Below are 24,953 nucleotides of genomic sequence, written 5' to 3' on the forward strand. Positions count from 1 at the left end.
AGTTCGCCGCCGCAATCAGGCCGACCGCCGTCGCGCCGGCCGCGGCTTCAGCGTGGTGTCGGCGGGACTGAGCAGCCGGCCGTCCTCGGCGCGCATTTCCAGCATCTTCACCGGGCGGCCTTTCGCACGATCGACCAGGATGGTCGCGATCTCCTCGGGGTGGTCGTCGAACGCCTCGCTCCATTGCCGCAGCGCGACCAGGATCGGGAAGGTGCCGCGGCCCTTCGGCGTCAGCAGATATTCCTGATAGGCGCTGCCGTCGGAGGCGGGGGCGGTCTCGAGAATGCCGTGGTCGACCAGCGATCGCAGGCGGGCCGACAGGATGTTCTTGGCCATGCCGAGCTTGCTCTGGAATTCGCCGAAGCGGCGGACGCCGAACAGCGCCTCGCGGATGATCAGCAGCGACCACCAGTCGCCGAGCGCCTCCAGCGAGCGTGCGATCGGGCAGGAATCGCCTTCGAAGCTGGTTCGTTTCACCATCACCTTCGTCCTATCGCGTTCGCACGGCGCCGGCGCCGATCACGCGCTTGTGCGGTTGCATCATAAAACCATATGCCCTAGATGGCAATCTAGTTTCATCATGCAACTACTGGAGGCGAGCGTGAGACTGAAGGACAAGACGGCATTGATTACGGGCGGCAACAGCGGCATCGGGCTTGCAACGGCAAAGCTGTTCGCGGCCGAAGGGGCCAAGGTGGTGATCACCGGGCGCAACAAGCAGACGCTGGAGACTGCCGCGAAGGAACTCGGGCCGAACGCACTCGCACTCGCCGCCGATGCCACCGACATCGCCGCGACCGAAGCCGCCATCAAGCAGGGCGCGGAAAAGTTCGGCAAATTCGACATCGTGTTTGCCAATGCCGGTATCGCCGGCGGCACGCCGCTGGGCTCGGCGACGCCTGAGGTCTTCGAGAAGGTCATCAGCACCAATCTGACCGGCGTGTTCTTCACCGTGCAGGCGGCGCTGCCTCATCTCAACGACAACGCCTCGATCATCCTCAACGGCTCGGTGATCTCCGTGCTCGGCATTCCCGGCTACTCCGCTTACGGTGCCGCGAAGGCCGGCGTGCGGGCTATGGCGCGGATCATGGCCTCGGAGCTGTCGCCGCGCGGAATCCGCGTCAATGTCGTGGCGCCCGGCGCGATCCGCACCCCGATCTGGGGCCCCGCGACCGCGACGCCCGAAGCCGAGAAGGCGTTCGAGAAGCGGATCGCGCTATCGACGCCGCTCGGCCGCATCGGCGAAACGGATCACGTTGCGAAGACGGTGCTTTTCCTTGCCTCAGATGATTCCGCGCATGTGCAGGGCCAGGAAATCTTTGTCGATGGCGGCGCGGTGGCCTCCCCGAGCGGCGCGCCGATCTATCGCGGCTGATCAAGCCAGGCGCAATCGAACTGGCCGGCGCAGCCTGTGGGTTGCGCCGCCTGGTTCCGACGTCCTGCGGGATCATTGGCTGAACCTAACCTTGGCACGCGGCGTTGAACCTTCGCGTGAGCTGGAAAGACTCTCTTATGGGGCGGGGCAGACTCATTATTTATAAGGAGTCTAGCATGCCGAAAGCAGCCCGTTTTTTCTCGTCGCTGTCATCGCCGCGCATCTTCACCGAAAGATCCGCCGTTCCGGCCAGGCGCTCAGACACGTCCGAGTTCGTCGCCATCGCGTTGTTTTGCGGGATCGGCCTGTTCGTCTCGCTCGTTGCCGTGATCCTGGGCATTTAGGGCGTCTGGTTCCAGCTTTGCAGATCGTGCAGCCGTCAGCCGCCGCGTATTTCGGCGGCGGCCGATCTCGGCGCGGCGTCAGGCCGCCCGCAGGCTGGTGGCCGCTTGAAGCGCGCCCGCTAGCGCTTTCTCGCGGTGATCTGGTCCGACCTGGATGCCGTCGGCGATGATGAATTCGGCATTGTGGATGCCGATGAAGCCGAACACCCCGCGCAGATAGCTTTCGAGATGCTCCAGCGCCGCGACGGGCGAGCCCGCGCCGTAATAGCCGCCGCGCGAGATCGCGACGATCACGCGCTTGCCCCCGGCAAGCCCCTCCGGCCCGGCCGCGCCGTATTTAAAAGTCTTCCCCACCACCAGGATGCGATCGATCCAGGCCTTGAGCTGGCTCGGAATCGTAAAGTTGTACATGGGTGCACCGATGACCACGACGTCGGCGCTCAGGAACTCGTCCAGCACGGCCGCGCTTGCGGCAAGGTCGGACGCAAGCTCCGCCGGTGCGGGGGCGCCTTGCGCGGCCGCGAGATGCGAGCCGGAGAGATGGGCAAGTGGCGTCTGGGTCAGGTCGCGGTAGACGACTTCGAGCGAAGGCGTCGCCTGGCGCAGCCGGTCGACGATGGCGGCGGAAACCTGCCGGCTGACGGAGTGGGGGCCGAGCACGCTGGAGTCGATATGGAGCAGTTTCATGTGGGGTCACCCTGGTATAAGTTTGTAACCAGAGCTACATGAGTGACTGTTGAAATCCCCGCAAGAACGCACTTTTTTGAGCCATGGGCACATCTTTGAAACCTGAGAACACCGGTTTTCCTGCCACGCCGAGGCCCGATCCCATGCCGCATCCGGACCACGCGGACTGCCGCGGGGTCGCCTCCGTGCTGTCCCGCGTCGGCGACAAATGGAGCGTGTTCGTGATCATGATGCTGAGCGACGGGCCGAAGCGCTTCAACGAGCTGAAGCGGATGATCAACGGCATCTCGCAGCGGATGCTGACTTTGACGCTGCGCGGCCTCGAGCGCGACGGCCTCGTCACGCGCACGATCTTCCCGACCATCCCGCCCCGCGTCGATTACGAGCTCACCGATCTCGGCCGCGGTTTGCAGCAGCCGGTGAAGGCGCTCGGGGAGTGGGCGATCGAACATCAGGAGCAGATCGCGGCCGCGCGCACGCGGTTCGACGCGCGCAACGACGGCTAAAGCAGCGAGACCAACCCGCCGCCGTGGCGCTCGAGCCGGCCGGCGAGCTCGAGCTCCAGCAGCACGGTGCGCACGATCGCGGGCGGGGCGCCGGACATTCGCACGAGATCGTCGATCGAAACAGCGGCTGGGCCGAGCAGGTTGATGATCTGATCACGGTCATGGCCCTGCGGATCACTCTCGAACGGCTCGCTGTCCGGCTCGCCTGCGGGGTGCATCGGGGGCCGTTCCATGATCGGCTGAACCGCGTTGATGATGTCGGCGGCCTCGGTGACGAGCGTCGCGCCCTGCTTGATCAGATCATTGGCGCCGGCGGCACGCGGATCGAGCGGCGAGCCAGGCACCGCGAACACCTCGCGGCCCTGTTCGGCTGCCATGCGCGCGGTGATCAGCGAGCCCGAGCGGTGCGCCGCTTCCACCACGACGACGCCGAGCGAGGCGCCCGAGATCAGCCGGTTGCGGCGGGGAAAGTCGCGGGCGCGCGGCTCGTGGCCGAGCGGCATTTCCGAGATCGCCGCACCCGCGTGACCGAGGATCGCGGCGAGCAAGTCGTCATGCTCGGGCGGATAGATGCAGTCATGGCCGCCCGCGAGCACGGCGATCGTGCCGTTCTCAACGCTCGCGCGATGCGCGGCCTGATCGACGCCGCGGGCGAGGCCCGAGATGACGACAAAGCCGGCTTCGCCAAGCTCGCGCGCGAGCTGGCCGGCGAATTTCAACCCCGCGCCGGAGGCGTTGCGCGAGCCGACGATGGCGATCATCGGCCGCATCAGGGTTTTCGTGTCGCCGCGCACGGCGAGCAGCGGCGGCGCATCGTCGATCATCGCCAGCCGTGCCGGATAGCCGTCCTCGCCGGGCGCCAGCCAGGCGATGCCGAACTTGCGGCTTGCGGCCAGCTCGGCCTTCGCCTCATCGGCACTGCAGATACGGCCCGTTCGCTGCGCACCGCCGCGGCGCGCCAGATCCGGCAGGCGCTCCAGCGCCAGCCGCGCGGTGCCGAAATGGTCGACCAGCGACCGGAAGGTGCGCGGCCCGACATTGTCGGAGCGGATCAGCCGCAGGCGGTCGATCCGCTCAGCCTCGGTCAGCTCCACGCTGGGATTGATGGCGTCCACGGTGTCTCCTTGCAGCGACAGCATGGAACAATCTGAGGGCGTTGCGCAACAGTCACCTGCGCTTGCGCGACCTTGCTGCGATGCTAAAAGCGATCCCAATAAGAAGGGTTTTGCCATGATCTCACTTGCCGACCTCCAGCGCCGCATCGAAGCGGGGGAGATTTCGCCTGACGCCGCCATCGCGCAATCGCATGCGGCGATCGAGGCCAGGGAGAACGACGTCCACGCCTTCGTCCGCCACGACAAGTCGGCGAAGGCGCAAGTCTCCGGGCCGCTGCGCGGCATCGCAGTCGGGATCAAGGACATCATCGACACCGCCAACATGCCGACCGAGATGGGCTCGGAGATCTATCGCGGCTGGCAGCCGCGCGCCGACGCACCTGTGGTGATGATGCTGAAGCGGGCAGGGGCCACCATCATCGGCAAGACCACCACGACCGCGTTCGCCTCGCGCGATCCGACGCCGACGCGCAATCCCCACAATACAGGTCATTCGCCGGGCGGATCCTCCTCGGGTTCGGCGGCGGCCGTCGGCGCCGGGATGATCCCGCTGGCGCTGGGCACCCAGACCGGCGGCTCGGTGATCCGTCCCGCCGCCTATTGCGGGACGGCCGCGATCAAGCCGTCGTTCCGGATGCTGCCGACGGTCGGTGTGAAGTGCTACTCGTGGGCGCTCGACACCGTCGGCCTGTTCGGCGCGCGCGCCGAGGATCTCGCGCGCGGATTGTTGGCGATGACGGGCCGCACCGAATTTTCGGGCATCGCCCCGGCGAAGTCGCCCCGCATCGGCGTCGTCAGGCAGGAGTTTGCCGGCGCGGTTGAGCCGGCGGCCGAAGAGGGGCTGCTGGCCGCGATCAAGGCGGCCGAGCGCGCCGGCGCCAGCGTGCAGGTGATCGATCTGCCCGAGGCGGTGCAGGAAGCCTGGCGCATTCACCCCATCGTCCAGGATTTCGAGGCGCATCGCGCGCTCGCCTGGGAGTTCTCCGAGCGGCATGACGAGATCGCGCCGATGCTGCGCGCCAGTCTCGATGCGACGGCCCATCTGACGCCGAAGGAATATGACGAGGCGCGCCGGATCAGCCGTCGCGGCCGTCGCGAGCTCGGCGAACTGTTCGAAGGTGTCGACGTGCTCTTGACCTATTCGGCGCCAGGCACGGCGCCGGCCAAGGAGCTCGCGAGCACTGGCGATCCCCGCTACAACCGGCTCTGGACGCTGATGGGCAATCCTTGCGTCAACGTGCCTGTGCTGAAGGTCGGCGGCCTGCCAATCGGCGTGCAGGTGATCGCCCGCTTCGGCAACGATCCGCTCGCGCTTGCGGCGGCCTGGTTTCTGGAGCACGCGCTCGCGCGGGCGTGAGCGTGCGCCTCAATTTTATGTGAGCGCTGCGGATGCAACCGTGCCGCAGCTGGCCCGACCAATTGAACTCATGACCCAGCCGAACCCACACTGCACAGCCGGCACGCAGTTCTTCGGCGCAGGCGAAGGCCTCGAAGGCATCGTCGAGTCGTTTTGCGATGTCGATCTCGCCGACGCCGCGATCGCGCGTGCGCGCACCATCAACGTGCTGCCGACGACGTCGCCGGTCGTCATCGTGCACTACCGCGCGCCGATGGCCTCGCAGCGCGGCACCTACAAGCGCACCATCAACGGCATGCACACCCGTGCCGCGGCGCTGAAGCCGTGCGGTCCGGTGGGCGCCGTGCTGGTTCGGCTCAAGGCCGACGCGGCCGACCGCGTGCTCGGGGTGAGGCCTGCCGACTTGCTCGATGCCAGCATCGATTTGTCGGACATCTTTGGTGACGGCGCCGCCGCACGGCTCGAGGCGCAACTGGCCGAGGCCGGCAGCGCAGCTGCGCGCGTTGCCTGCATGCGGGATTTTCTCCGGACGAGGACAGGGCCGGGCCGCCTCGATCCGCTGGCAGTGCAGGCGATGCGCGCGATCCAGCGCAATCCGTCAATCTCCATGCGCAGGCTTGCCGGACTTCTCGACATCGGCGAGCGCAGCCTGCAACGGCGTTTCAAGGCGGAGACCGGCGCGAGCGCAAAGCAGTTTGCGCGGATCGAGCGGATGCAGCAGGCGGTCGCCGCACATCGCGCCGGCCTTGATTGGGCCGGAGTCGCGCATGCGAGCGGCTTCACCGACCAGGCGCACCTGATCCACGATTTCCGCGCGCTCGCAGGTGTGCCGCCGGAGGCATTCTGCCGGCGTGCCGCGGCCGAGCGCGTGCAGGCCTGGAATACGGAACTCGCTGCGTCGGATTTTTACAATACGTTCATCGCCTAGGCCGCTACCAGCGCGTCTCCTGAACCTGTAAGGAGACATAACATGCTGACCGAGATCGCCCGCGGCACGCGGCTGCGCAATGCCTTCAACAAGGAGACGTTCGTCTTCTCCGGCCCGCTCGACAATCTCGACGTCGCGCGGTTCGGCGTGATTCTCGAAAAGGGCGGCTCGGGCGGCGGCAATGCGCTGGTGCATGTCCATCCCGGCGCGGACGAGCATTTCGCGGTGAAGAGCGGTCGCGTCAAGATCGTCGTCGACGGGTGCGAGCAAGTGGTGGAGGCGGGCGGCGGTGTGACCGTACCCCGCGGCCGGCCGCACTACTTCGCCAACGTCGGCGAGGGTAGTGCCGAGCTCGAGGTCTCGTTCACGCCGGCGCAGCAGCATCTGCGCTTCTTCGCCAATTTCGTCACGCTCACGGCGAAGCAGCCCAAATGGTTCTCCAGCGCCGGCGATCCGAACTTCCTGCTGATCGCACTGGTGCTACACGCCTATCGCAAGCACATGTATCTGGCCGGCGTGCCGATCTGGCTGCAAAAACTGCTGTTCGCCGTGCTTGCGCCGATGGCGCGCCTTGTCGGCTATCGGTTGGCGATCGAGCCGTTGCGTGAGGCGCCGGCCAGGTCAAGCCTTGCCGCGTGAGGCGAGGGATCAGACCAGTGCCGGCTCGGCTGCCGCGGGTGCGGCTCCCTGCGTCGCACCCGCGCCTTGCCCGAGCCAGCGCGCGGCGGCCTCGCGACCGTTCCGGTGCAGCAGGCGAATGAAGCCGCGGCCGAGATCGGTCGATGAGCGCTGCGCCAGGCCGTCAACGGAGTCTTCCGCCGCGATCCTGGTGAGGCGCAGCGATGCTGTGGCGCACGACTGCGCCCATTCGATCGCCGCGATCTCGGCATTGAGGGCGGCGTTGGCCACGATCTGGTCAAGCCTGCGGTCGATCGCTGCAAGCGTGATCGGCACATAGCTGTCGCGGGTCGGCGTGACCTGGACGAGCAGCAGATCCGTCGCCGCGGTTTCCTGGACCAGCCGCAGCAGCGGCGGATTGCCGCCGAAGCCACCGTCCCAATAGGCTTCGCCGTCGATCTCGACGGCGCAGTGAACCAGCGGCGGACAGGTCGAGGCCAGCGCGACGTCCGCGGTGATGGCGTCGTTGGCGAAGATCTGCTGCTGCCCGTCGCGGATCCGCGTCGCCGCGATCAGCAGCTTCGGGCAGCGCGCGTCGCGCAAGATGGAAAAGTTGATGTCGCGTGCCAGCGCCTGCCGCAGCGGGTCGAGATCGAACGGATCGAACTGCCCGGAGCGCAGCGTCGGGCCGAACGCGACCGAACTTCCCGCCGGCGAAAAGCCGCCGACCAGCATCAGCGAGCGGAACGAGGCCTCGTGCATCAGCCGGACCCAGAACCGGTTCAGCCGGCTGCGGGCGCCTTCGCGGCCGCCTTCAGCAAGGCCGCAGGCGAGCAGCAGCGCATTGATGGCGCCGGCGCTGGCGCCGCTGACGGTGTCGATCGCGATGTCGGGCTCTTCCAGCAGCCGCTCCAGCACGCCCCAGGTGAAGGCGGCAAAGGTGCCGCCGCCCTGGAGGGCGAGCGAGAGTCTTCGCGGCGGCCATTGGCCGGAACGCGCCTGCGGGAGTGCGACCGGTGCAGCCCTGGGGACCACGACGTCACGCGGAGCGTCGGCCTGCACGACGGGCTCAGGCCGCGGCACTTGCGGCGAAACGGGCGCGTGGGCGGGCGGCGACGCATCGGACCAGATATTGGTCGCCGAGAGCAGCCGGCTTGCCGCGCTGCCGGAAGCACTGAGCGAACCAACCCCGTCATGTGCGTCGACAATCATCTCGCTCATTCTGAGCAACCGCGTAACGCCGTTTCCTGTGTCAGGATGACAGGCATGGAACCCGTTCGCTACTGTCTGCAGCGAGCGGTGCCGAAGTTGCGAACAGGATTTGGCATATAATGCGGAAGGTGTGCGGCGATATCCGTACTTTTTCCGGCTTCAGATTCTTGTTTGACGCGGTTTCTTGACGCGAACCGGCATCCACTTCGCTCTAAAGCGCTCTAGCTAGGCCTTCTCGCCGATCCGGCTTTCCTTGCCGGTTTGCAGGCGCCGGATGTTCTCGCGATGCGCGTAGAACAAGAGCAGCGTCAGCACCGCCGTCAGCGCCGACAATGCGAGGTGGCCGAACCACCACAGGAACATGGGCGTGATGAACGCCGCCACCAGCGCGGAGAGCGAGGAATAACGGGTGGTGAAGGCGGTCGCCAGCCAGAGCACGCAGAACACGATGGCGCCCGGCCAGAACAGGCCAAGCAGGACGCCGATATAGACGGCGACGCCCTTGCCGCCCTTGAACTTGAGCCAGACCGGGAAGAGGTGGCCGAGGAAGGCGCCGAGCCCGGCCACCATGGCGGCATTGGGCCCCGCGATGTAGCCGGCGATCACCACGGCCACGGTGCCCTTGAGCGCATCGAACAGCAGGGTGCCCGCGGCAAGGCTCTTGCGTCCCGTGCGCAGCACATTGGTGGCGCCGATGCTGCCGGAGCCGATCGAGCGGATATCCTGCGTGCCTGCGAGCCTGGTCAGGATCAGCCCGAACGGAATCGAGCCGAGGAGATAGCCGATGACGAAGGCCACCGGCAAGAATGCTTCAAGCCCCATGACGGCAGCTCCAAAGGCAGGATTCGCGTGTCGAACGATCGCGTATGTCAGACATGCTCATAGACCGTCCGGCCGCCGACAATGGTGCGCACCACGCGGCCTGTAAAGCGGGCCTCGTCGAACGGGGTGTTCTTGCAGGGTGATTTGAGGTCTGCGGGATCGACCACCCAGGGCGTGTCGGGGTCGATCACGATGACATCGGCGGGGCTGCCGGCGCGCAGGGTCCCGCCTGATAGCCCGAGCAGCTCGGCCGGACGGGTCGACATCGCCCGGATCAGCGTCTTCAGCTCCAATTCGCCATTATGCACCAGCCGCAGGCCGGCTGGCAGCATGGTCTCGAGCCCGACGGCGCCGGGCGCGGCTTCCGCGAACGGCAGGCGCTTGACCTCGACGTCCTGCGGATTGTGGTCGGACATGATGACGTCGAGGAGGCCGGATGCGATCGCCGCCACCAGCGCGCGGCGGTCGTCCTCGGTCCGCAGCGGCGGCGACAGCTTCAGGAAGGATCGATAGGGGCCGATGTCGTTCTCGTTCAGCGCCAGATGGTTGATCGAGACCGAGGCGCTGACCGCGAGCCCTGCGTCGCGGGCGCGCTGGAGGATGTCGAGGGAGTCGATGCAGGTCAGCGAGGCCGCATGGTAGCGGCCGCCGGTGAGGGCGACGAGGCGCAGGTCGCGCTCCAGCATCACGGCCTCGGCAGCATTGGGGATGCCCATCAAGCCGAGCCGGGTCGCGAACTCGCCCTCGTTCATCACGCCTTCGCCGACCAGATCGGGGTCCTCGGTGTGATGCACGATCAGCGCGTCGAAGTCGCGGGCGTAGGTCAGCGCGCGGCGCATGACCTGCGCGTTGGTCACGCTCTTGTCGCCGTCGCTGAAGGCGACCGCGCCGGCTGCTTTCAGGAGGCCGAACTCGGTCATCTCCTCGCCGTGCATGCCCTTTGTCAGCGCCGCCATCGGCTGGATGTTGACGATCGCGGTGTCGCGGGCCCGGCGCATCACGAAGTCGACGGTTGCCGAATTGTCGATGACGGGAGAGGTGGCCGGCTGGCAGATGATGGTGGTGATGCCGCCGGTCGCGGCGGCCTGGCTCGCGGAGGCAAAGGTCTCGCGATGGCTGAGGCCGGGCTCGCCGACGAAGGCGCGCATGTCGATCAGGCCCGGCGCCACGATCTTGCCGGAGCAGTTGACGATGTCGGTGCCCTCGGGGACGCCGGCCGCGCCGATGCCGCGTCGCGTCTCGCGGATGGTGCCGTCCGCAATGAGAACGTCGCCGATGCCGTCGAAATCCCTGGAGGGATCGACGACGCGGGCATTGGCGAGCAGGATGGGGCGGCGATCGGTCAGCATCGGCATCACGCGTTCGGCAGGTTGCGGGCGAGTGCTTCCAGCACGGCCATGCGCACGGCGACGCCCATTTCCACCTGTTCGCGGATCAGGGACTGGGCGCCGTCGGCCACGATCGAGTCGATCTCCACGCCGCGGTTCATGGGACCCGGATGCATCACGAGGGCATCCGGCTTGGCGTAGGCGAGCTTCTTCTGGTCGAGCCCGAAATAATGGAAATATTCCGATGACGAGGGCACGAAGGAGCCGTTCATGCGCTCGCGCTGCAGCCGCAGCATCATGACGATGTCGGCGCCCTCGAGACCCTCGCGCATGTCGCGCGCGACCTCGACGCCCATCCGCTCGATGCCGGTCGGCAGCAGGGTGGAAGGCCCGACGACGCGGACGCGGGCGCCCATGGTGTTGAGCAGGATGATGTTGGAGCGGGCCACGCGCGAATGCAGCACGTCGCCGCAGATCGCGACCACGAGGCCCTCGATCCGGCCCTTGTTGCGGCGGATGGTGAGCGCGTCGAGCAGCGCCTGCGTCGGATGCTCGTGTGCGCCGTCGCCGGCATTGATCACGGAACCGTCAACCTTGCGCGCCAGCAGTTCCACCGCGCCGGAGGCGTGATGGCGCACCACCAGGATGTCCGGGTGCATCGCATTCAGCGTCACGGCGGTGTCGATCAGGGTCTCGCCCTTGCGGATCGAGGACGAGGATACCGACATGTTCATGACGTCAGCGCCGAGCCGCTTGCCGGCGAGCTCGAACGAGGACTGGGTCCGGGTGGACGCCTCGAAGAAGAGGTTCACCTGCGTCCGTCCACGCAGGACGGTGCGCTTCTTGTCAACCTGGCGGTTGACCTCGACATATTCTTCGGACAGGTCGAGGAGGCCGCTGATGTCGGCCGCGGAAAGGCCCTCGATGCCCAGCAAATGCCGGTGGCCGAGGACGAAGGTCGATTTCGATGTCATTAAAAGCAGAGCTATAGGGGCGGATGGCGGGGGGAGCAAGGGGCAAAGGCGGGGATGGGAGTTATCCCCTGATCTGTCTCCCTGTCGTCATTCCGGGGCGATGCGAAGCATCGAGCCTGGAATCTCGAGATTCCGGGTTCGGCTCTTCGCGCCGCCCCGGAATAACAGGGAAATTCAGATGCGCGCCGTCAGATTAATTTTGATCGCACTTGTAGCATTCAGCTTAATCTCATCCGCGTCCGCCCAATCGCTCCCCGGCGGCTTCGTGTACCTGCGCGACATCGATCCCAGCATCATCCAGGACATCCGCTACGCCACGTCGAACAATTTCGTCGGCCGTCCGCTCGCCGGCTACGGCGCCGGCGAATGCGTGGTGAAGCGCGAGGTGGGGCTGCGGCTGAAGGCGGTCCAGCAGGAACTGGCCGCGCAGAATCTGTCGCTGAAAATGTTCGACTGCTACCGGCCGGCGCGGGCCTCGCTCGACATGGTGAAATGGTCGCAGAACGGTCATGAGACGGCGGCCGAGCGGCGCTACAATCCGAACATTCCGAAGACCGAGCTGTTCCGCCTCGGCTACATTGCGAACCGCTCGCAGCATTCCACGGGTGCAGCGCTCGATCTCACGCTGGTCGATCTCAAGGCCGACAATTCCGCCAAATACGATCCGTCGAAAACCTATGCCGACTGCACGGCGCCGGTCGCGATGCGCGCGCCGGAGGGCAGCGTCGACATGGGCACAGGCTACGACTGTACCGACGCGAAGGGGCATACCGCTGTAACGTCGATCAATCCGGAGCAACGCACCTGGCGCAAGCGGCTGGTCGCTGCCATGGCCAGGCAAGGCTTTGTGAACTATTCGAAGGAGTGGTGGCATTTTTCCCTGCCGGGGGCAGGCGGGGCGGCCTATGATTTCCCGATCCAGCCGCGCCGGAACTGAACGCGCCGAGGAATCCTGATGACCCAGCCGAGCTTTGCGACCCATGAGGTCTTCAACCAGTCGCCGCCGTTCGAGGACGTCGACCTGTTCGCCGCGGACCTGCCGCTGGTCGCAGCAGTCAGGGCCAATGGCGGGGCGGCGGCCGAACGCGAGCTGTCGGCGTTCGGCAAGCAATGGGGCTCGGCCGCGATGGCCGATCGCGGGCGCCTCGCGAACGAGAACACACCGAAGCTGCGCAGCTTCGATGCCAAGGGCAATCGCCGCGACCAGGTCGAGTTTCATCCCGCCTATCACGAACTGATGGCGCACAGTGCGCATGCGGGCGTGCATAATTCGACCTGGACGGTGGATGGACGGCAAGCGGGCGATGCGGCCGAGGTCATTCGTGCCGCGAAATTCTACATGGCCGCGCAAGTCGAGACCGGCCACCTCTGTCCGATCACGATGACGCGCGCCTCCGTGGGGGCGCTGGCAATGCAGCCCGACTTGCTCGCGCGCGTGATGCCGGTTCTGTCGACGAAGAGCTACGATCCCAGCTTTGCGCCGTGGTGGCAGAAGCGCGGCATGACGCTCGGCATGGGCATGACCGAGAAGCAGGGCGGCACCGACGTGCGTGCCAACATGACGCGGGCCGTGCGCGAGGGGGACGGCTACCGCATCACCGGTCACAAATGGTTCATGTCGGCGCCGATGTGCGATGCGTTCCTGGTGCTGGCGCAGGCAGATGGTGGGCTGACCTGTTTCTTCATGCCGCGCTTCGCGCCGGACGGTTCGGTCAACGCCATCCAGTTCCAGCGGCTGAAGGACAAGCTCGGCAATCGCTCCAACGCCTCGTCCGAGGTCGAGTTCGTCGGCGCCTATGCCGAGCGGATCGGTGAGGAAGGCAAGGGCATCCGCACCATCATCCAGATGGTGCAGCTGACGCGGCAGGATTGCGCGATTGCGTCCGTCGGGCTGATGCGCTCGGGGCTCGCGCATGCGCTGCACCATGCGCGGCACCGCAGCGTGTTCCAGAAGCATCTTGCCGACCAGCCCCTGATGCAGGCCGTGCTGTCAGACATGGCGCTGCATGTCGAGGCCAGCACGGCCCTGGTGATGCGGCTTTGCCGCGCCTTCGACCGCACGCCCCATGATGCGGCGGAGGCGGCCTATATGCGGCTGCTGACGCCCGCGATCAAATACTGGACCTGCAAGAGCGCGCCGCCGTTCCTCTACGAGGCGATGGAGTGCCTCGGCGGCAACGGTTATGTCGAGGACGGCATCCTGGCCCGCCACTATCGGGAGTCGCCGGTCAACGCGATCTGGGAAGGTTCGGGCAACGTGATGTGCCTGGACGTGCTCCGCGCGCTCGCGCGCGAGCCGGAGGCGGCGATGACGGTGCTGCAGGCGCTGGCGGCCGAGACCAAGGGCCTGCCGGGAGCCGGTGAGGCGGTCGCGTTCATCGGCAAGACTTTTCGCCGCGCCGACGGCGAACGCGTCGCGCGCCTTGCCGTCGAGAAGCTGGCGCTGCTTGCCGCGGCTGCGGCCCTCAATGGCGTGTCACCGCACAACGCCGAATTGTTCGCGAGCACGCGTCTCGCCGCCAATCACGCCAGCATGTACGGCGCCGTGGAGCTGGACAGCGGCGAGGTGCGCGCGCTGCTGGAACGGGCGCTGCCGTGATTGTTTGTTCCGTCATTCCGGGGCGCCTGAAGGGCGAACCCGGAATCTCGAGATTCCGGGTTCGGTCCTTCGGACCGCCCCGGAATGACGGTGAATTTCTAACGAAAGCCTCCTGATGGACTCCCTCAATCCCGACCATCCGCCGATCACAGCGGCGCCTGCGGACCTCGCGCCTCGTGTCTGGATGTTCTGGGGCACGGCGCTGTGGGGCGTCTTCATCTTCGTCGCGATGTTCGTCGGGCAGATCGGCGCCGTCTTTCTGCTGGCGGCGCAGCGCGGTCTTCCGATGGACCTCTCTTCGCTCCAACTCATCGGCCGCGAGCCCCAGACACTTGCGCTCTCGGTGATCATGGGGCTGCCCGCGACGCTTCTTGCGGTCTGGCTCGCCATTCGCATCAAGAAGGCGTCCTTCGTCGATTATCTCGCGCTGTACTGGCCTACCTGGAAGCAGCTGCTGTTCGGCGCCGTCGGCCTCATCCTGATCGTGCTGGTCTGGGAGACGATGTCGCGCGCGCTCGGGCGCGAGGCGACGCCGGGCTTCATGACCGATCTGTTGAAATCGGGACGCGACAAGGGCGCTGCCCTGTTGCTCCTGTTCGCTTTCAGCGTGGCCGCGCCGATGTCGGAAGAAATTCTGGCGCGAGGCTTCCTCTATCGCGGCTGGTCGGCGAGCTTCCTGCGCCTGCCCGGGGCGATCCTGCTGTCGTCGCTGATCTGGACGGTCGTGCACCTGCAATACGACCTGTACTTCCTCACCGAGGTCCTCGCCATCGGCCTGTGGTTCGGCTACATGCGCTATCGCTCCGGCTCGCTCTGGCTCACCATCGTGCTCCACGCGCTGAACAATCTGACCGCGGTGGTGCTGACGATGTGGCTGGGGAGCTAGGCCTCATACTCCGTCGTTGCGAGGGCAGCAAAGTAACCCAGAATCCTAGGCCAGCGCGATCGCGATCGGCATCGTGATTGCCGCCAGGATCGTTTGCAGCGTGATGATCTGCGCCAGCAACGGCGCGTCGCCGCCCATCTGGCGGGCCAGCACATAGGCGCTGGGCGAGGTCGGCACGGCCGCGCAGATCGCGACGATCGCGAGGCTGTTGCCGGTGATGCCGAACCAGGCCGCGAGCCCCAGCGCGAGCGCGGGCATCAGCACCAGCTTCAGGCCGACGCCGATGGCTGCGCCCAGGCTGGGACGCAACAGGCCTTTCAGATGCAACCCCGCGCCGGTGACGAGCAGGCCGATGGCGAGCGAGGACCGGCTCAGCGCGTCCGCCACCTCGTGCCAGATTTTTGGCAACGGCAGGTGCATCAGATTGACGGCAAGGCCGATTGCGCAGGCCCAGATCAGTGGATTGCGGATCACCGTCATGGCGATGGCGCGCGGGCATCGCTTCTCCTGTGCGGCGTAACGAGCGAGCACCGAGACGCTGAACACGTTGACCAGCGGGATGATCGCGACCATGGCCACGGAGGCGAGCGCCAGCCCGAGATCGCCGAACATGTTGGCGGCGATCGACAGCGCAACGAAGGTCTGCCACCGCGTCGCACCCTGGAAGATCGACGTGAAGGCGGGGCCATCGATGCCGAGCCGCGACAAGGCCGGCCGCAGCGCGAGACAGAGCAGCGACATCGCGAGCGCCGACAGCAGCAGCGCGCCGCCGACGCCGGCGACCGGCACCCTGGAGAGGTCGGCCTTGACCAGGGTCTGGATCAGCAGCATCGGAAACAGCACGAAATAGGTCAGCTGCTCCAGCCCGTGCCATTGCGTGTCGAGACGCATCAGGCTGTGCTTCAGCACGACACCGAGCACGATGAGGATGAAGACCGGCAGCAGCGCCGCGACCACGACCGGCATGGATCAGTCCGTCCCCGGCGCCGCGCGCAGATTTGCCAGACGGTCGAGCGCGCCTTGCAGGATGAAGATCGCGGCGTGCTCGTCGATCACCTCGGCGCGCTTGGCGCGGCTGACGTCCATGCCGATCAGCTCGCGCTCGACCGCCGCCGTCGAGAGGCGCTCGTCCCAGAGGCCGATGGGGAGCTGGGTCAGTCCGGCAAGGTTGCGGGCAAAGGCGCGGGTGGATTGCGCGCGCGGGCCCTCGCTGCCGTCCATGTTGATGGGCAGGCCGAGCACGAATCCGACCGCCTTGCGCTCAGTGGCGATGGCCAGCAGCCTGGCGGCATCCTGCTTGAACTGCTTGCGCTGGATCGTCTCGACGCCGGTCGCCAGCCGCCGGTCCGGATCGGACACGGCAACACCGATGGTCTTGGTGCCGAGATCGAGCCCGACCAGAGCGCCGCGCGCGGGCCAGTGGGTTGCAGCATAGACGAGAGGCAGGATAAGAGCCGGCATGGCGTAGCGCATATCACGCGTCGCGCTGCGGGGTGAACTGGTAACCATGGATGCACTGACACTATTCGGCCTGTTTGCCGTGACGGCGATGCTGGTCTGCTATGCCCTGGAGGATCGCAGCCACTGGTTCGTGCTGCTGTTCGCGGCGTCCTGCGCACTGGGGTCGGCCTATGGCTTCCTGCAAGGCGCCTGGCCGTTCGGCCTCGTCGAGGCGATCTGGGCGGTGGTGGCATTGCGGCGGTGGCATTTGAAGCCGCGGTGACGGAGGGGTGGGCGAGGGGCCTGCCGCGCGGCAAGCGGCTCCTCGCCCGGTCTCAAGTCAGCGGATCGCAATCGGGTTGATCATCGCCTGCACGCCGCCGGTCCAGCGCGGCTGTCCCAGCACGAACAGGAATTCATACCCCTTGTCGCGGGCCAGCGCGGCGGTATCCATGTTTTCGAGGATGTAGGTCCCGTTCATCGCGAGCAGGATCTGGTGCACCTCGAACACGTTCTTGGATTCGAACGGCAGCACCTCGAGCCCCCAGGTGTCGGCACCGACCGCGACGACACCCTTGCCGGTCAGATATTTTGCACCCTCGACGCCGAGGCCGGGCTCGCCGGCCGAATAGCGCTTGTCGTCCTTGCCGATCAAGCTGAGCCAGCCGGTGTGGAAGATGACGACGTCGCCCTGGCGGATCTCGACGTTCTGCTGCTTGGCGGCTTCCTCGATCTCCTTGACGTTGAAGGCGGTCCCTTCCTTCACCACGTCGGTCTTGAAATAGGCGGCCATGTCGAGAAGGACGCCGCGCGTGACCATCGGCGGAACCTTCTCGATGCCGAGCTTCTTCAGCCCGGTCGGATCAGCGAAGTCGGCGAGCTTGTTGCCGTTGTAATAGACGTGTTCGATGCCGAGATGGCCGAGCCCGTCGAGCTGGCTGCCGATGCCGACCCAGCTGTCGAGGATGTCATCGTTGTAGGTGGCCTTGTTCGGACCAAGCCCCGCGATGCCGGCCTGTCCCGGCTGCACCACCGTGATCTTGTAGGTGCGCGGCGGATAGGCGGGCGTCTGCGACGTGACGGGAATGCCGAGGGCGTAGGTCTTGCCGGTCTTCACCAGCGATGCCGCCTTCACCACGAGCTCGGGCGTCATGTAGTTGGCGGCGCCGACCTCATCGTTCGGGCCCCATTTCGATTTGGTCCAGTCCTGTGCGCTTGCAGTTCCTGATATCGCCGACAACACAGCGACACAGCACAACACGAGCGTATTGCGCATCGATAGTCCTCCCGATGTTCTTGCCGATGTTTGGCTTCGTTATGGTTTTGCGCTGGCCAGTCAGTCATCCTAACGTAGAATGATCGCGGGCTTCAAAGCTTTTTGATGTGCTGCGTTGCCGCGTAGGGCAGCGTGGAAACGCGATGGATTTGTGACGAATTTCGTGCAGTGGAACGCTGCGTCGCGTCAGGCCGCGATGACGTCGTCGTCCTTCTTCAGGCAATCGGCAAAGCCGCTCAGCGCGCTGGTTTGATGGCCCGCGCGGCGGTGGATGAACAGTGTCTCGACGCGCGCGTGCGCCGGGCTCAGCGCGTGGATCGCGATGCTGCCGTTCATCGCGCTGCGCTCGACGACCGCGCGCGGCAGCAACGTTACGCCCATGTCGGCGGCGACGCAGCCGATCATGCCGTCGAGCGTGCCGAGCTCGAAGCGCGCGGCCGATGGCCAGCCGTACTCGACGAACACTTGTTCGAGCCGCTGGCGGTAGGTGCAGCCAGTGCGGAAAACCAGCGCGGTCGGCCCGGACTCCGGCGTTCCCGCGCGCAGCTCGGTCATCGAGGCCCAGCGCCGTGCGCTGACCAGCACCAGCTCCTCGCGGAAGGCGCTCGTCGCGATGAGATCGGCATGCGTGATGGGACCCGCGACGAAGGCGCCGTCGAGCGAGCCTTCAAGCACGCCGGTGACGAGGTCGGCCGTCGGCGCGGTCCGCAAGGAAAGGCGCACGGCGGGGAAGCGGCGGTGGAAGTCGGCGAGCAGCGGCGGCAGACGCACGGCCGCCGTCGTCTCCATCGATCCGATTGCGAGCGGTCCTTTCGGCGCGCCATCGTCGCGAGCGGCGAGCAGGGCTTCCCGCGAGAGCGCTGCCATCTTTTGCGCGTAGGGGAGAAGGCGCTTGCCGGCGCCGGTCAGCGTCATGCCGCGGCTGTGGCGCTCGAACAGCGCAGTGCCGATCTCCGCCTCCAGCGCCTTCACGCGCTGGGTGACGTTCGACTGCACGGTGTTGAGCTCTTCGGCGGCGCGGGTGATGCCGCCCGTGCGGGCGACGGCGGCGAAGGTCTTGATATCGCTGAGTTCCATGGCGTCGTTTCGCTTTCGAGATGGCAGCGTTCGCAACAATTCATTTGTGGAGAATGTTAGTCGCGCCTAGTCTCGCTGTCCAGATCGGGGACAAGCCATGCCGATGACGACGTCGCTGACAACGCTGCTGGAGATCGCGCATCCGATCTTGCTGGCGCCGATGGATGTCGTCGCCGGCAGCCGCCTGGTTGCGGCTGTGAGCCGCGCCGGCGGGTTCGGAATTCTCGGCGGTGGCTATGGCGAGCGAGCGAACAGGAGACTGCGAAGCTCGCCGAACTGCGTGAGCCGTTCGGCATCGGCTTCATCACGTGGAGCCTCGCCAAGCGGCCCGAGTTGCTCGACATCGCGCTCGGCGCGAAGCCATCGGCGATCATGCTGTCGTTCGGCGATCCCGCGCCGTTCGCGCCCAGGATCAAGTCCGCCGGCTCACGCCTGATCTGCCAGGTGCAGGACGAGGCGATGGCGCGACAGGCGCTCGATGCCGGCGCCGATGTCCTGATCGCGCAGGGAACGGAGGCGGGCGGGCATGGTGCCTCGCGCACCACCGTCGATCTCGTGCCAGCGATCGTCGATCTCGCCGCCGGCCGCGTACCGGTGGTTGCGGCCGGCGGCATCGCGGACGGGCGCGGGCTCGCCGCCATGATGATGCTGGGCGCGAGCGGCGTGCTGCTCGGCACGCGCTTCTATGCGAGTCAGGAGGCCGACGGCGCGGAGGAGGCGAAGCGGCGGATCTGCGCAGCGAACAGCGGCTCGACAGTGCGCGGCATCATCTTCGATCTCTCGCGCAACAATGTCTGGCCGGCGCCGTTCACCGGGCGGTGCCTGATCAATGATCACGCCCGGCGCTGGATCGGCCGCGAGGTCGAGCTGATGCAGAATGTCGCCGCAGTTGCCGTGGACTATGCCGCGGCGAAAGCGGCCGGCAATTTCGACGTCGCGGCCGTGATCGCGGGCGAGGCGGTCGGGCTGATTGATGATATTCCCCCGGCGGCCGAGATCGTCGAACGGATTGCGGCCGAGGCGGAGCAGTTGCTGGAAGGAAGACGCAATTCGGTGAACGGTGCCTTCCCTTCTCCCCTTGTGGGAGAAGGTGGCGCGAAGCGCCGGATGAGGGGTATCTCTCCGCAAACTTAGCATGGTGATTGAGGAGAAATACCCCTCACCCGTCTCGCCGCTGGCGCGGCGATCCACCCTCTCCCATAACGGGAGAGGGAAAGAGCGAATATGAGGCAATAACCATGTGGCCTGACCGTCGACTGATCGATCTGTTCGAGACCGAATTCCCGATCGTGCTGGCGCCGATGGCCGGCGCCATGGATGCGGAGCTGGTGATTGCGGCCGCGCAAGGCGGCGCGCTGGGCTCGCTGCCATGCGCGATGCTGTCGGCCGAGAAGGCGCGCGAGCAGGTCGGTCTCATCCGCCAGCGCGTGAAGGCGCCGGTCAACATGAACTTCTTCTGCCACACGCCGGTCGAGCTGACAGCCGAGGCCGAAGCGCGCTGGAAGCAGCGGCTCGCGAGCTATTACACCGAGCATGGTCTCGATCCCGCAGCACCGATCGCCGCGGCCAACCGCGCGCCATTCGACGCGGCGTTCTGCGAGGTTGTCGAGGAGCTGAAGCCGGAGGTCGTCAGCTTCCATTTCGGTCTGCCGGAGCAGGCGCTGCTCGAGCGGGTCAAGGCGGCCGGCTGCCGCGTCATCTCCTCCGCCACGACGGTGAAGGAAGCGGTCTGGCTGGAGGAGCGCGGCGTCGACGCCGTGATCGCGCAAGGCGCCGAGGCGGGCGGTCATCGTGGCATGTTCCTCACCGACAGGATCGCAGAACAGCCCGGCACGTTCGCGCTGGTGCCGCAGGTTGCCGATGCCGTGAAGGTGCCGGTGATCGCGGCGGGCGGCATCGCCGATGGCCGCGGCATCGCCGCGGCCTTCGCACTCGGCGCATCCGGCGTGCAGATCGGCAGCGCTTATCTGCGCTGTTCGGAATCCAGGGTCAGCGCGGGCGGCCGCAAGGCGCTCGCGGAGGCGCGGGACGATTCCACCGTCATCACCAATGTCATGACCGGCCGGCCGGCGCGCGGCGTCCAGAACCGCCTGATGCGCGAGGCCGGTCCGGTCTCGCCGGATGCGCCGCCGTTTCCCCATGCTGCGACCGCGCTGGGGCCGCTGAAGGCGGCTGCCGAAAAGCAGGGCAGGGTGGATTTTACCAATCTCTGGGCGGGGCAGGCCATCGCGCTCGGCCGCGAGCTCCCCGCCGCTGAATTGACCCGGGATCTCGCCAAATCGGCGCTTGCCCGCATGAAGGCCCTCGCCGGATAGGTGGGAAGCGCCGGTTGCGGCGCAAAACCGGCCTCTGCTATACGGCACATGGTTTTGCCGTGAGAGGCCTTATATAATGTCCGTCGACGCCGTTACCGTCCGCCGCATCGCGCATCTGGCGCGCATTGCGGTTTCCGAGGACGAGGTTCCGCATCTGCAGGGCGAGCTCAACGCCATGCTCGCTTTCGTCGAGCAGCTCTCGGAGGTCAATGTCGAGGGCGTGGAGCCGATGACCTCGGTCACCCCGATGCAGATGAAGAAGCGGCAGGACGTGGTCGATGACGGCGAGATCGCCGACGATATCGTTGCCAACGCGCCCGCAACCGAGGGGCACTTCTTCCTGGTGCCGAAGGTTGTCGAGTAACTTTTAGGACCTTGTCCGATGTGCCTGCTATGCGACGATGAGAAGGCCTATCAGGCCTACATGAATTACCTCGACAAGATGGAGCGGCAGGGCAAGGCTGCCGACCCCAATGTCGCCGTCAATGCCGTGCTCGACGAGATCGAGGCCGCTGCGAAAGCCGCCGCCAAAAAAGACGACCCGGCCAACGACAAGACCCTGTCTCCGTTCTTCTGCAGCCCGATCAATAAATGACCGATTTGACATCGCTGACGCTCGCCGAGGCCCGCAAGGGTCTCGCCGACAAGACTTTCACGTCGCTCGAGCTGACCGACGCGCATCTTTCCGCGATCGAAGCCGCGCGCGTGCTCAACGCCTTCGTGATGGAGACGCCGGATCGCGCGCGCGACATGGCGAAGGCCGTGGACGAGAAGATCGCCAAGGGTGAGGGCGGCCCGCTCGCGGGCATCCCGCTCGGCATCAAGGACCTGTTCGCGACCAAGGGCGTGCGCACCACGGCGTGCTCGAAGATCCTCGGCAATTTCGTGCCGACTTACGAGTCGACCGTGACCTCGCAGCTCTGGCGCGACGGCGCGGTGATGCTCGGTAAGCTCAACAATGACGAGTTCGCCATGGGCTCGTCGAACGAGACCTCCTGCTTCGGCCCCGTCGGCAATCCCTGGCGGCGCGACGGCAGCAACACCACGCTGGTGCCGGGCGGCTCGTCCGGCGGTTCGGCCTCGGCCGTCGCCGCGCTGCTCTGCATGGGCGCGACCGCGACCGACACCGGCGGCTCGATCCGCCAGCCGGCGGCGTTCACCGCGACCGTCGGCATCAAGCCGACCTATGGTCGCTGCTCGCGCTGGGGCATCGTCGCTTTTGCGTCGTCGCTCGACCAGGCCGGTCCGATCGCGCGCAGCGTGCGCGATGCGGCGATGCTGCTGCGCTCGATGGCCGGTCATGACCCCAAGGACACGACGTCAGTCGACATTCCCGTGCCGGATTACGAGGCGGCGATCGGCAAGTCCGTGAAGGGCATGAAGATCGGCATCCCCCGGGAGTATCGTCTCGACGGCATGCCGGCCGAGATCGAGAAACTCTGGAGCGAGGGCGCGGCCTGGCTGAAGGCGGCCGGCGCCGAGCTGGTCGAAGTCTCGCTGCCGCACACCAAATATGCGCTCCCGGCCTATTACATCGTGGCGCCGGCGGAGGCCTCCTCCAACCTCGCGCGCTATGACGGCGTCCGCTACGGCCTGCGCGAGCCGGCCAAGAACATCATCGAGCTCTACGAGAATACCCGTGCGTCGGGCTTTGGCGCCGAGGTGAAACGGCGGGTCATGATCGGCACCTACGTGCTCTCGGCCGGCTATTACGACGCCTACTATCTGCGCGCACAAAAAGTGCGGACGCTGATCAAGAAGGACTTCGAGGACTGCTTCGCGAAGGGCGTCGACGCGATCCTCACACCCGCAACGCCGTCGGCGGCCTTCGGCATCGGCGAGAAGGGCGGCGCCGATCCGGTCGAGATGTATCTCAACGACATCTTCACGGTGACCGTGAACATGGCGGGCCTGCCGGGCATCGCCGTGCCCGCCGGCAAGGACGCGCAGGGCCTGCCGCTCGGCCTGCAATTGATCGGCCGTCCGTTCGACGAGGAGACGCTGTTCTCGCTCGGCGAGGTGATCGAGCAGGCCGCCGGCCGCTTCACGCCCGCGAGGTGGTGGTGAATGTCGCTGATTTCATCGCGAGCCTCGGCGGCGCGGCGCCCGCGCCGGATCTGACCGCGCCGCTCGCAGGTCTCTGGTGGGCCGGCAAGGGCGACTGGGACCAGGCGCACAGGATCGTTCAGGACGACAACGGCCGTGATGCGGCCTGGGTGCACGCTTACTTGCACCGCGTCGAAGGCGATCTCGGCAATGCCGGCTACTGGTATCGCCAGGCCGGACAGCCGGCGGCAAAGGATTCATTGGAGGCAGAGTGGCAGCGGATCGCTGCCACGCTGCTCGGGAGCAGGACATGAGCACGGCCACGCACAAGCTTCTCAAGGGTGCTACTGGTGACTGGGAGATGGTCATCGGCATGGAGATCCACGCCCAGGTGACCTCGAACGCGAAGCTGTTCTCCGGCGCCTCCACCGAATTCGGCGGCGAGCCGAACACGCACGTGTCGCTGGTCGATGCGGCGATGCCGGGCATGCTGCCGGTGATCAACGAGGAATGCGTCAGGCAGGCTGTCCGGACGGGGCTCGGTCTCAACGCGAAGATCAATCTGCGCTCGGTGTTCGACCGGAAGAACTATTTCTATCCGGACTCGCCGCAGGGCTACCAGATCAGCCAGTACAAGTCGCCGGTCGTGGGCGAGGGCGAGGTGCTGGTCGAACTCGACGGCGGCCGCAGCGTCACCATCGGCATCGAGCGGCTGCATCTGGAGCAGGACGCCGGCAAGCTGCTGCACGACCGGTCGCCGACCATGTCCAATGTCGATCTCAACCGCTGCGGCGTGGCGCTGATGGAGATCGTGTCAAAACCGGACATCCGCGACGCCGAGCAGGCCAAGGCCTATGTCACCAAGCTACGCTCGATCCTGCGCTACCTCGGCACCTGCGATGGCGACATGGAGAAGGGCTCCTTGCGCGCCGACGTCAACGTCTCGGTGCGCAAGCCGGGCGGGCCGCTCGGCACCCGCTGCGAGATCAAGAACATGAACTCGATCACCTTCATCGGCCAGGCGATCGAGTACGAGGCGCGGCGCCAGATCGAAATCCTCGAGGAGGGCGGCCAGATCGAGCAGGAGACGCGGCTCTACGACCCCAACAAGGGCGAGACACGCTCGATGCGGTCCAAGGAAGAGGCGCACGACTACCGCTACTTCCCCGATCCCGACCTGCTGCCGCTGGAGTTCAGCCAGGAATTCGTCGACGCGTTGAAGGCGAAGCTGCCGGAGCTGCCGGATCAGAAGAAGACGCGCTTCGTCGCCGATTTCGGCCTGTCGGCTTACGATGCGAGCGTGCTGGTCGCCGAGCGCGAGAGCGCGGTGTTCTACGAGACAGTGCTCGACAAGCTCGCCAATCGCGCCCGCGACGGCAAGCTGGCGGCGAACTGGGTGATCAACGAGCTGTTCGGCCGTCTCAACAAGGAAGGACGGGACATTACGGGCTCTCCGGTCAATGCGGAGCAGCTGGCAGCGATTATCGACTTGATCGGCGAGGGAACGATCTCCGGCAAGATCGCCAAGGATCTGTTCGAGATCGTCTGGCAGGAAGGCGGCGATCCCCGCGCGCTGGTGGAAAGCCGCGGCATGAAGCAGGTGACGGATCTTTCGGCGATCGAAAAGGTTGTCGACGACATCCTCGCTGCCAATCCCGACAAGGCCGCGCAGGTGAAGGACAAGCCGCAGTCGCTCGGCTGGTTCGTCGGCCAGGTGATGAAGGCGTCCGGCGGCAAGGCCAACCCGCAGAGCGTCAACGACCTGCTCAAGTCCAAGCTCGGCCTCTAGCCGCACGCGTTCTATCGAGGTGGCGGACATGCTTCGCCGCCTCGCTTTCTGCTCTCGGTGCGACGCTCGCGCGCATCCTCGGCAGCAAACTTCATCCCGATCGACAGTGCCGCGGCGACCGAATCGCCGTCACGCGATTCGCGCAAAACGGCGGCTTGCACACGCTCAGACGAGCGTTCGCGCCGTTAAGGATGAAAATATTTTCGTTGCCAAAATTCACGACTCAGAGTCCGCGAAGTGCCTCTGCGAGGCAATCGGG

General features: G+C 66.3%; 27 protein-coding genes and 1 pseudogene. 17 read left to right on the forward strand and 11 right to left on the reverse strand.

The window, feature by feature from the left end; translation table 11 throughout:
* Positions 1-15: 15 nt before the first annotated feature.
* Positions 16-480, reverse strand: a complete 465-nt coding sequence (locus tag IVB23_RS38035; protein ID WP_247802023.1) for a helix-turn-helix domain-containing protein — start codon at positions 478-480, stop codon at positions 16-18.
* Between the two features lie 121 nt (positions 481-601).
* Here IVB23_RS38035 and IVB23_RS38040 point away from each other — a divergent pair, with 121 nt between their 5' ends.
* Positions 602-1,375 (forward strand): SDR family oxidoreductase, encoded by a 774-nt coding sequence (locus IVB23_RS38040; RefSeq protein ID WP_247802024.1) that lies wholly within the window; start codon positions 602-604, stop codon positions 1,373-1,375.
* Between the two features lie 176 nt (positions 1,376-1,551).
* The gene (locus IVB23_RS38045; RefSeq protein WP_061877300.1) at positions 1,552-1,719 is read left to right on the forward strand and encodes a hypothetical protein; all 168 of its coding nucleotides are present in this window, start codon (positions 1,552-1,554) and stop codon (positions 1,717-1,719) included.
* A gap of 78 nt (positions 1,720-1,797) precedes the next feature.
* Here the strand turns inward: IVB23_RS38045 and IVB23_RS38050 are convergent, their stop codons facing one another.
* Positions 1,798-2,406 (reverse strand): FMN-dependent NADH-azoreductase, encoded by a 609-nt coding sequence (locus IVB23_RS38050; RefSeq protein WP_197966116.1) that lies wholly within the window; start codon positions 2,404-2,406, stop codon positions 1,798-1,800.
* Between the two features lie 83 nt (positions 2,407-2,489).
* On the opposite strand from IVB23_RS38050, the gene IVB23_RS38055 reads away from it, so the two are divergent.
* On the forward strand, positions 2,490-2,912 hold the full coding sequence (locus IVB23_RS38055) for a helix-turn-helix domain-containing protein (RefSeq protein WP_197966115.1): 423 nt from the start codon (positions 2,490-2,492) through the stop codon (positions 2,910-2,912).
* Here the strand turns inward: IVB23_RS38055 and dprA are convergent.
* Positions 2,909-4,051, reverse strand: coding sequence for a DNA-processing protein DprA (gene dprA, locus IVB23_RS38060; protein ID WP_247802025.1), 1,143 nt, complete (start codon positions 4,049-4,051; stop codon positions 2,909-2,911). The two genes, IVB23_RS38055 and dprA, sit on opposite strands and share 4 nt — an antisense overlap.
* Before the next feature lie 91 nt (positions 4,052-4,142).
* Between dprA and IVB23_RS38065 the strand changes: the two genes are divergently transcribed.
* The 3 genes from IVB23_RS38065 to IVB23_RS38075 all read left to right on the forward strand — a co-directional run bounded on the left by IVB23_RS38065 (position 4,143) and on the right by IVB23_RS38075 (position 6,951).
* Positions 4,143-5,384 (forward strand): amidase, encoded by a 1,242-nt coding sequence (locus IVB23_RS38065; RefSeq protein ID WP_247802026.1) that lies wholly within the window; start codon positions 4,143-4,145, stop codon positions 5,382-5,384.
* Between the two features lie 70 nt (positions 5,385-5,454).
* Complete coding sequence (locus IVB23_RS38070) at positions 5,455-6,312, forward strand: AraC family transcriptional regulator (RefSeq protein ID WP_247802027.1); 858 nt, start codon at positions 5,455-5,457, stop codon at positions 6,310-6,312.
* Positions 6,313-6,354: 42 nt separating this feature from the next.
* A complete protein-coding gene (locus IVB23_RS38075) occupies positions 6,355-6,951 on the forward strand; it encodes a cupin domain-containing protein (RefSeq protein ID WP_197966111.1) in 597 nt (198 codons plus the stop codon).
* A 9-nt stretch (positions 6,952-6,960) separates the two neighbouring features.
* Here IVB23_RS38075 and IVB23_RS38080 read toward each other — a convergent pair whose 3' ends face one another.
* The 4 genes from IVB23_RS38080 to IVB23_RS38095 form a co-directional block, all read right to left on the reverse strand.
* Entirely contained in the window at positions 6,961-8,151 is a 1,191-nt protein-coding gene (locus IVB23_RS38080) for a patatin-like phospholipase family protein (protein ID WP_061877306.1), read from the reverse strand.
* Between the two features lie 216 nt (positions 8,152-8,367).
* Positions 8,368-8,964, reverse strand: a complete 597-nt coding sequence (plsY, locus tag IVB23_RS38085; protein WP_247802028.1) for a glycerol-3-phosphate 1-O-acyltransferase PlsY — start codon at positions 8,962-8,964, stop codon at positions 8,368-8,370.
* 47 nt (positions 8,965-9,011) lie between these two features.
* Positions 9,012-10,313, reverse strand: a complete 1,302-nt coding sequence (locus IVB23_RS38090) for a dihydroorotase (RefSeq protein WP_061877350.1) — start codon at positions 10,311-10,313, stop codon at positions 9,012-9,014.
* A gap of 5 nt (positions 10,314-10,318) precedes the next feature.
* Positions 10,319-11,266, reverse strand: a complete 948-nt coding sequence (locus IVB23_RS38095; protein WP_061877308.1) for an aspartate carbamoyltransferase catalytic subunit — start codon at positions 11,264-11,266, stop codon at positions 10,319-10,321.
* Positions 11,267-11,444: 178 nt separating this feature from the next.
* On the opposite strand from IVB23_RS38095, the gene IVB23_RS38100 reads away from it, so the two are divergent.
* The 3 genes from IVB23_RS38100 (at position 11,445) to IVB23_RS38110 (ending at position 14,751) form a co-directional block, all read left to right on the forward strand.
* Positions 11,445-12,203 carry a M15 family metallopeptidase gene (locus IVB23_RS38100; protein ID WP_197966108.1) on the forward strand — a complete coding sequence of 253 codons (759 nt, stop codon included), beginning with the start codon at positions 11,445-11,447 and terminating at the stop codon, positions 12,201-12,203.
* A gap of 18 nt (positions 12,204-12,221) precedes the next feature.
* Positions 12,222-13,865 carry an isovaleryl-CoA dehydrogenase gene (locus IVB23_RS38105; protein ID WP_247802029.1) on the forward strand — a complete coding sequence of 548 codons (1,644 nt, stop codon included), beginning with the start codon at positions 12,222-12,224 and terminating at the stop codon, positions 13,863-13,865.
* A gap of 115 nt (positions 13,866-13,980) precedes the next feature.
* Positions 13,981-14,751, forward strand: coding sequence for a type II CAAX endopeptidase family protein (locus IVB23_RS38110; RefSeq protein WP_197966106.1), 771 nt, complete (start codon positions 13,981-13,983; stop codon positions 14,749-14,751).
* A gap of 45 nt (positions 14,752-14,796) precedes the next feature.
* On the opposite strand, the gene IVB23_RS38115 is transcribed toward IVB23_RS38110, so the two are convergent.
* Positions 14,797-15,717: an AEC family transporter gene (locus tag IVB23_RS38115; RefSeq protein ID WP_197966105.1), complete on the reverse strand. Its 921-nt coding sequence runs from the start codon at positions 15,715-15,717 to the stop codon at positions 14,797-14,799.
* A 3-nt stretch (positions 15,718-15,720) separates the two neighbouring features.
* Entirely contained in the window at positions 15,721-16,212 is a 492-nt protein-coding gene (gene ruvX / locus IVB23_RS38120; protein WP_197966104.1) for a Holliday junction resolvase RuvX, read from the reverse strand.
* A 46-nt stretch (positions 16,213-16,258) separates the two neighbouring features.
* Here ruvX and IVB23_RS38125 point away from each other — a divergent pair, with 46 nt between their 5' ends.
* Complete coding sequence (locus tag IVB23_RS38125) at positions 16,259-16,474, forward strand: hypothetical protein (RefSeq protein WP_061877313.1); 216 nt, start codon at positions 16,259-16,261, stop codon at positions 16,472-16,474.
* Between the two features lie 57 nt (positions 16,475-16,531).
* Here the strand turns inward: IVB23_RS38125 and IVB23_RS38130 are convergent, their stop codons facing one another.
* Together IVB23_RS38130 and IVB23_RS38135 are read right to left on the reverse strand one after the other, a co-directional pair.
* Positions 16,532-17,467, reverse strand: coding sequence for a cyclase family protein (locus IVB23_RS38130; RefSeq protein ID WP_247802030.1), 936 nt, complete (start codon positions 17,465-17,467; stop codon positions 16,532-16,534).
* Between the two features lie 186 nt (positions 17,468-17,653).
* On the reverse strand, positions 17,654-18,544 hold the full coding sequence (locus tag IVB23_RS38135; protein WP_197966102.1) for a LysR family transcriptional regulator: 891 nt from the start codon (positions 18,542-18,544) through the stop codon (positions 17,654-17,656).
* 97 nt (positions 18,545-18,641) lie between these two features.
* Here IVB23_RS38135 and IVB23_RS38140 point away from each other — a divergent pair.
* The 7 genes and pseudogenes from IVB23_RS38140 to gatB all read left to right on the forward strand — a co-directional run bounded on the left by IVB23_RS38140 (position 18,642) and on the right by gatB (position 24,694).
* A pseudogene (locus IVB23_RS38140) lies at positions 18,642-19,678 on the forward strand (nitronate monooxygenase).
* A 104-nt stretch (positions 19,679-19,782) separates the two neighbouring features.
* Entirely contained in the window at positions 19,783-20,859 is a 1,077-nt protein-coding gene (locus tag IVB23_RS38145; RefSeq protein WP_247802031.1) for a nitronate monooxygenase family protein, read from the forward strand.
* A 76-nt stretch (positions 20,860-20,935) separates the two neighbouring features.
* Complete coding sequence (gene gatC, locus IVB23_RS38150; RefSeq protein ID WP_061877317.1) at positions 20,936-21,223, forward strand: Asp-tRNA(Asn)/Glu-tRNA(Gln) amidotransferase subunit GatC; 288 nt, start codon at positions 20,936-20,938, stop codon at positions 21,221-21,223.
* A gap of 18 nt (positions 21,224-21,241) precedes the next feature.
* A complete protein-coding gene (locus tag IVB23_RS38155) occupies positions 21,242-21,454 on the forward strand; it encodes a hypothetical protein (protein WP_027547180.1) in 213 nt (70 codons plus the stop codon).
* On the forward strand, positions 21,451-22,926 hold the full coding sequence (gene gatA, locus IVB23_RS38160; protein WP_061877319.1) for an Asp-tRNA(Asn)/Glu-tRNA(Gln) amidotransferase subunit GatA: 1,476 nt from the start codon (positions 21,451-21,453) through the stop codon (positions 22,924-22,926). The genes IVB23_RS38155 and gatA overlap by 4 nt, the downstream gene beginning before the upstream one ends.
* Positions 22,917-23,219 carry a hypothetical protein gene (locus IVB23_RS38165; protein ID WP_247802032.1) on the forward strand — a complete coding sequence of 101 codons (303 nt, stop codon included), beginning with the start codon at positions 22,917-22,919 and terminating at the stop codon, positions 23,217-23,219. The genes gatA and IVB23_RS38165 overlap by 10 nt, the downstream gene beginning before the upstream one ends.
* Positions 23,216-24,694 (forward strand): Asp-tRNA(Asn)/Glu-tRNA(Gln) amidotransferase subunit GatB, encoded by a 1,479-nt coding sequence (gatB, locus tag IVB23_RS38170; RefSeq protein WP_061877320.1) that lies wholly within the window; start codon positions 23,216-23,218, stop codon positions 24,692-24,694. Before IVB23_RS38165 ends, gatB begins: the two co-directional genes overlap by 4 nt.
* The last annotated feature ends 259 nt before the right edge of the window (positions 24,695-24,953 follow it).

The sequence above is a fragment of the Bradyrhizobium sp. 191 genome, from assembly GCF_023100985.1.
In the GTDB taxonomy this organism is placed as follows: domain Bacteria; phylum Pseudomonadota; class Alphaproteobacteria; order Rhizobiales; family Xanthobacteraceae; genus Bradyrhizobium; species Bradyrhizobium diversitatis.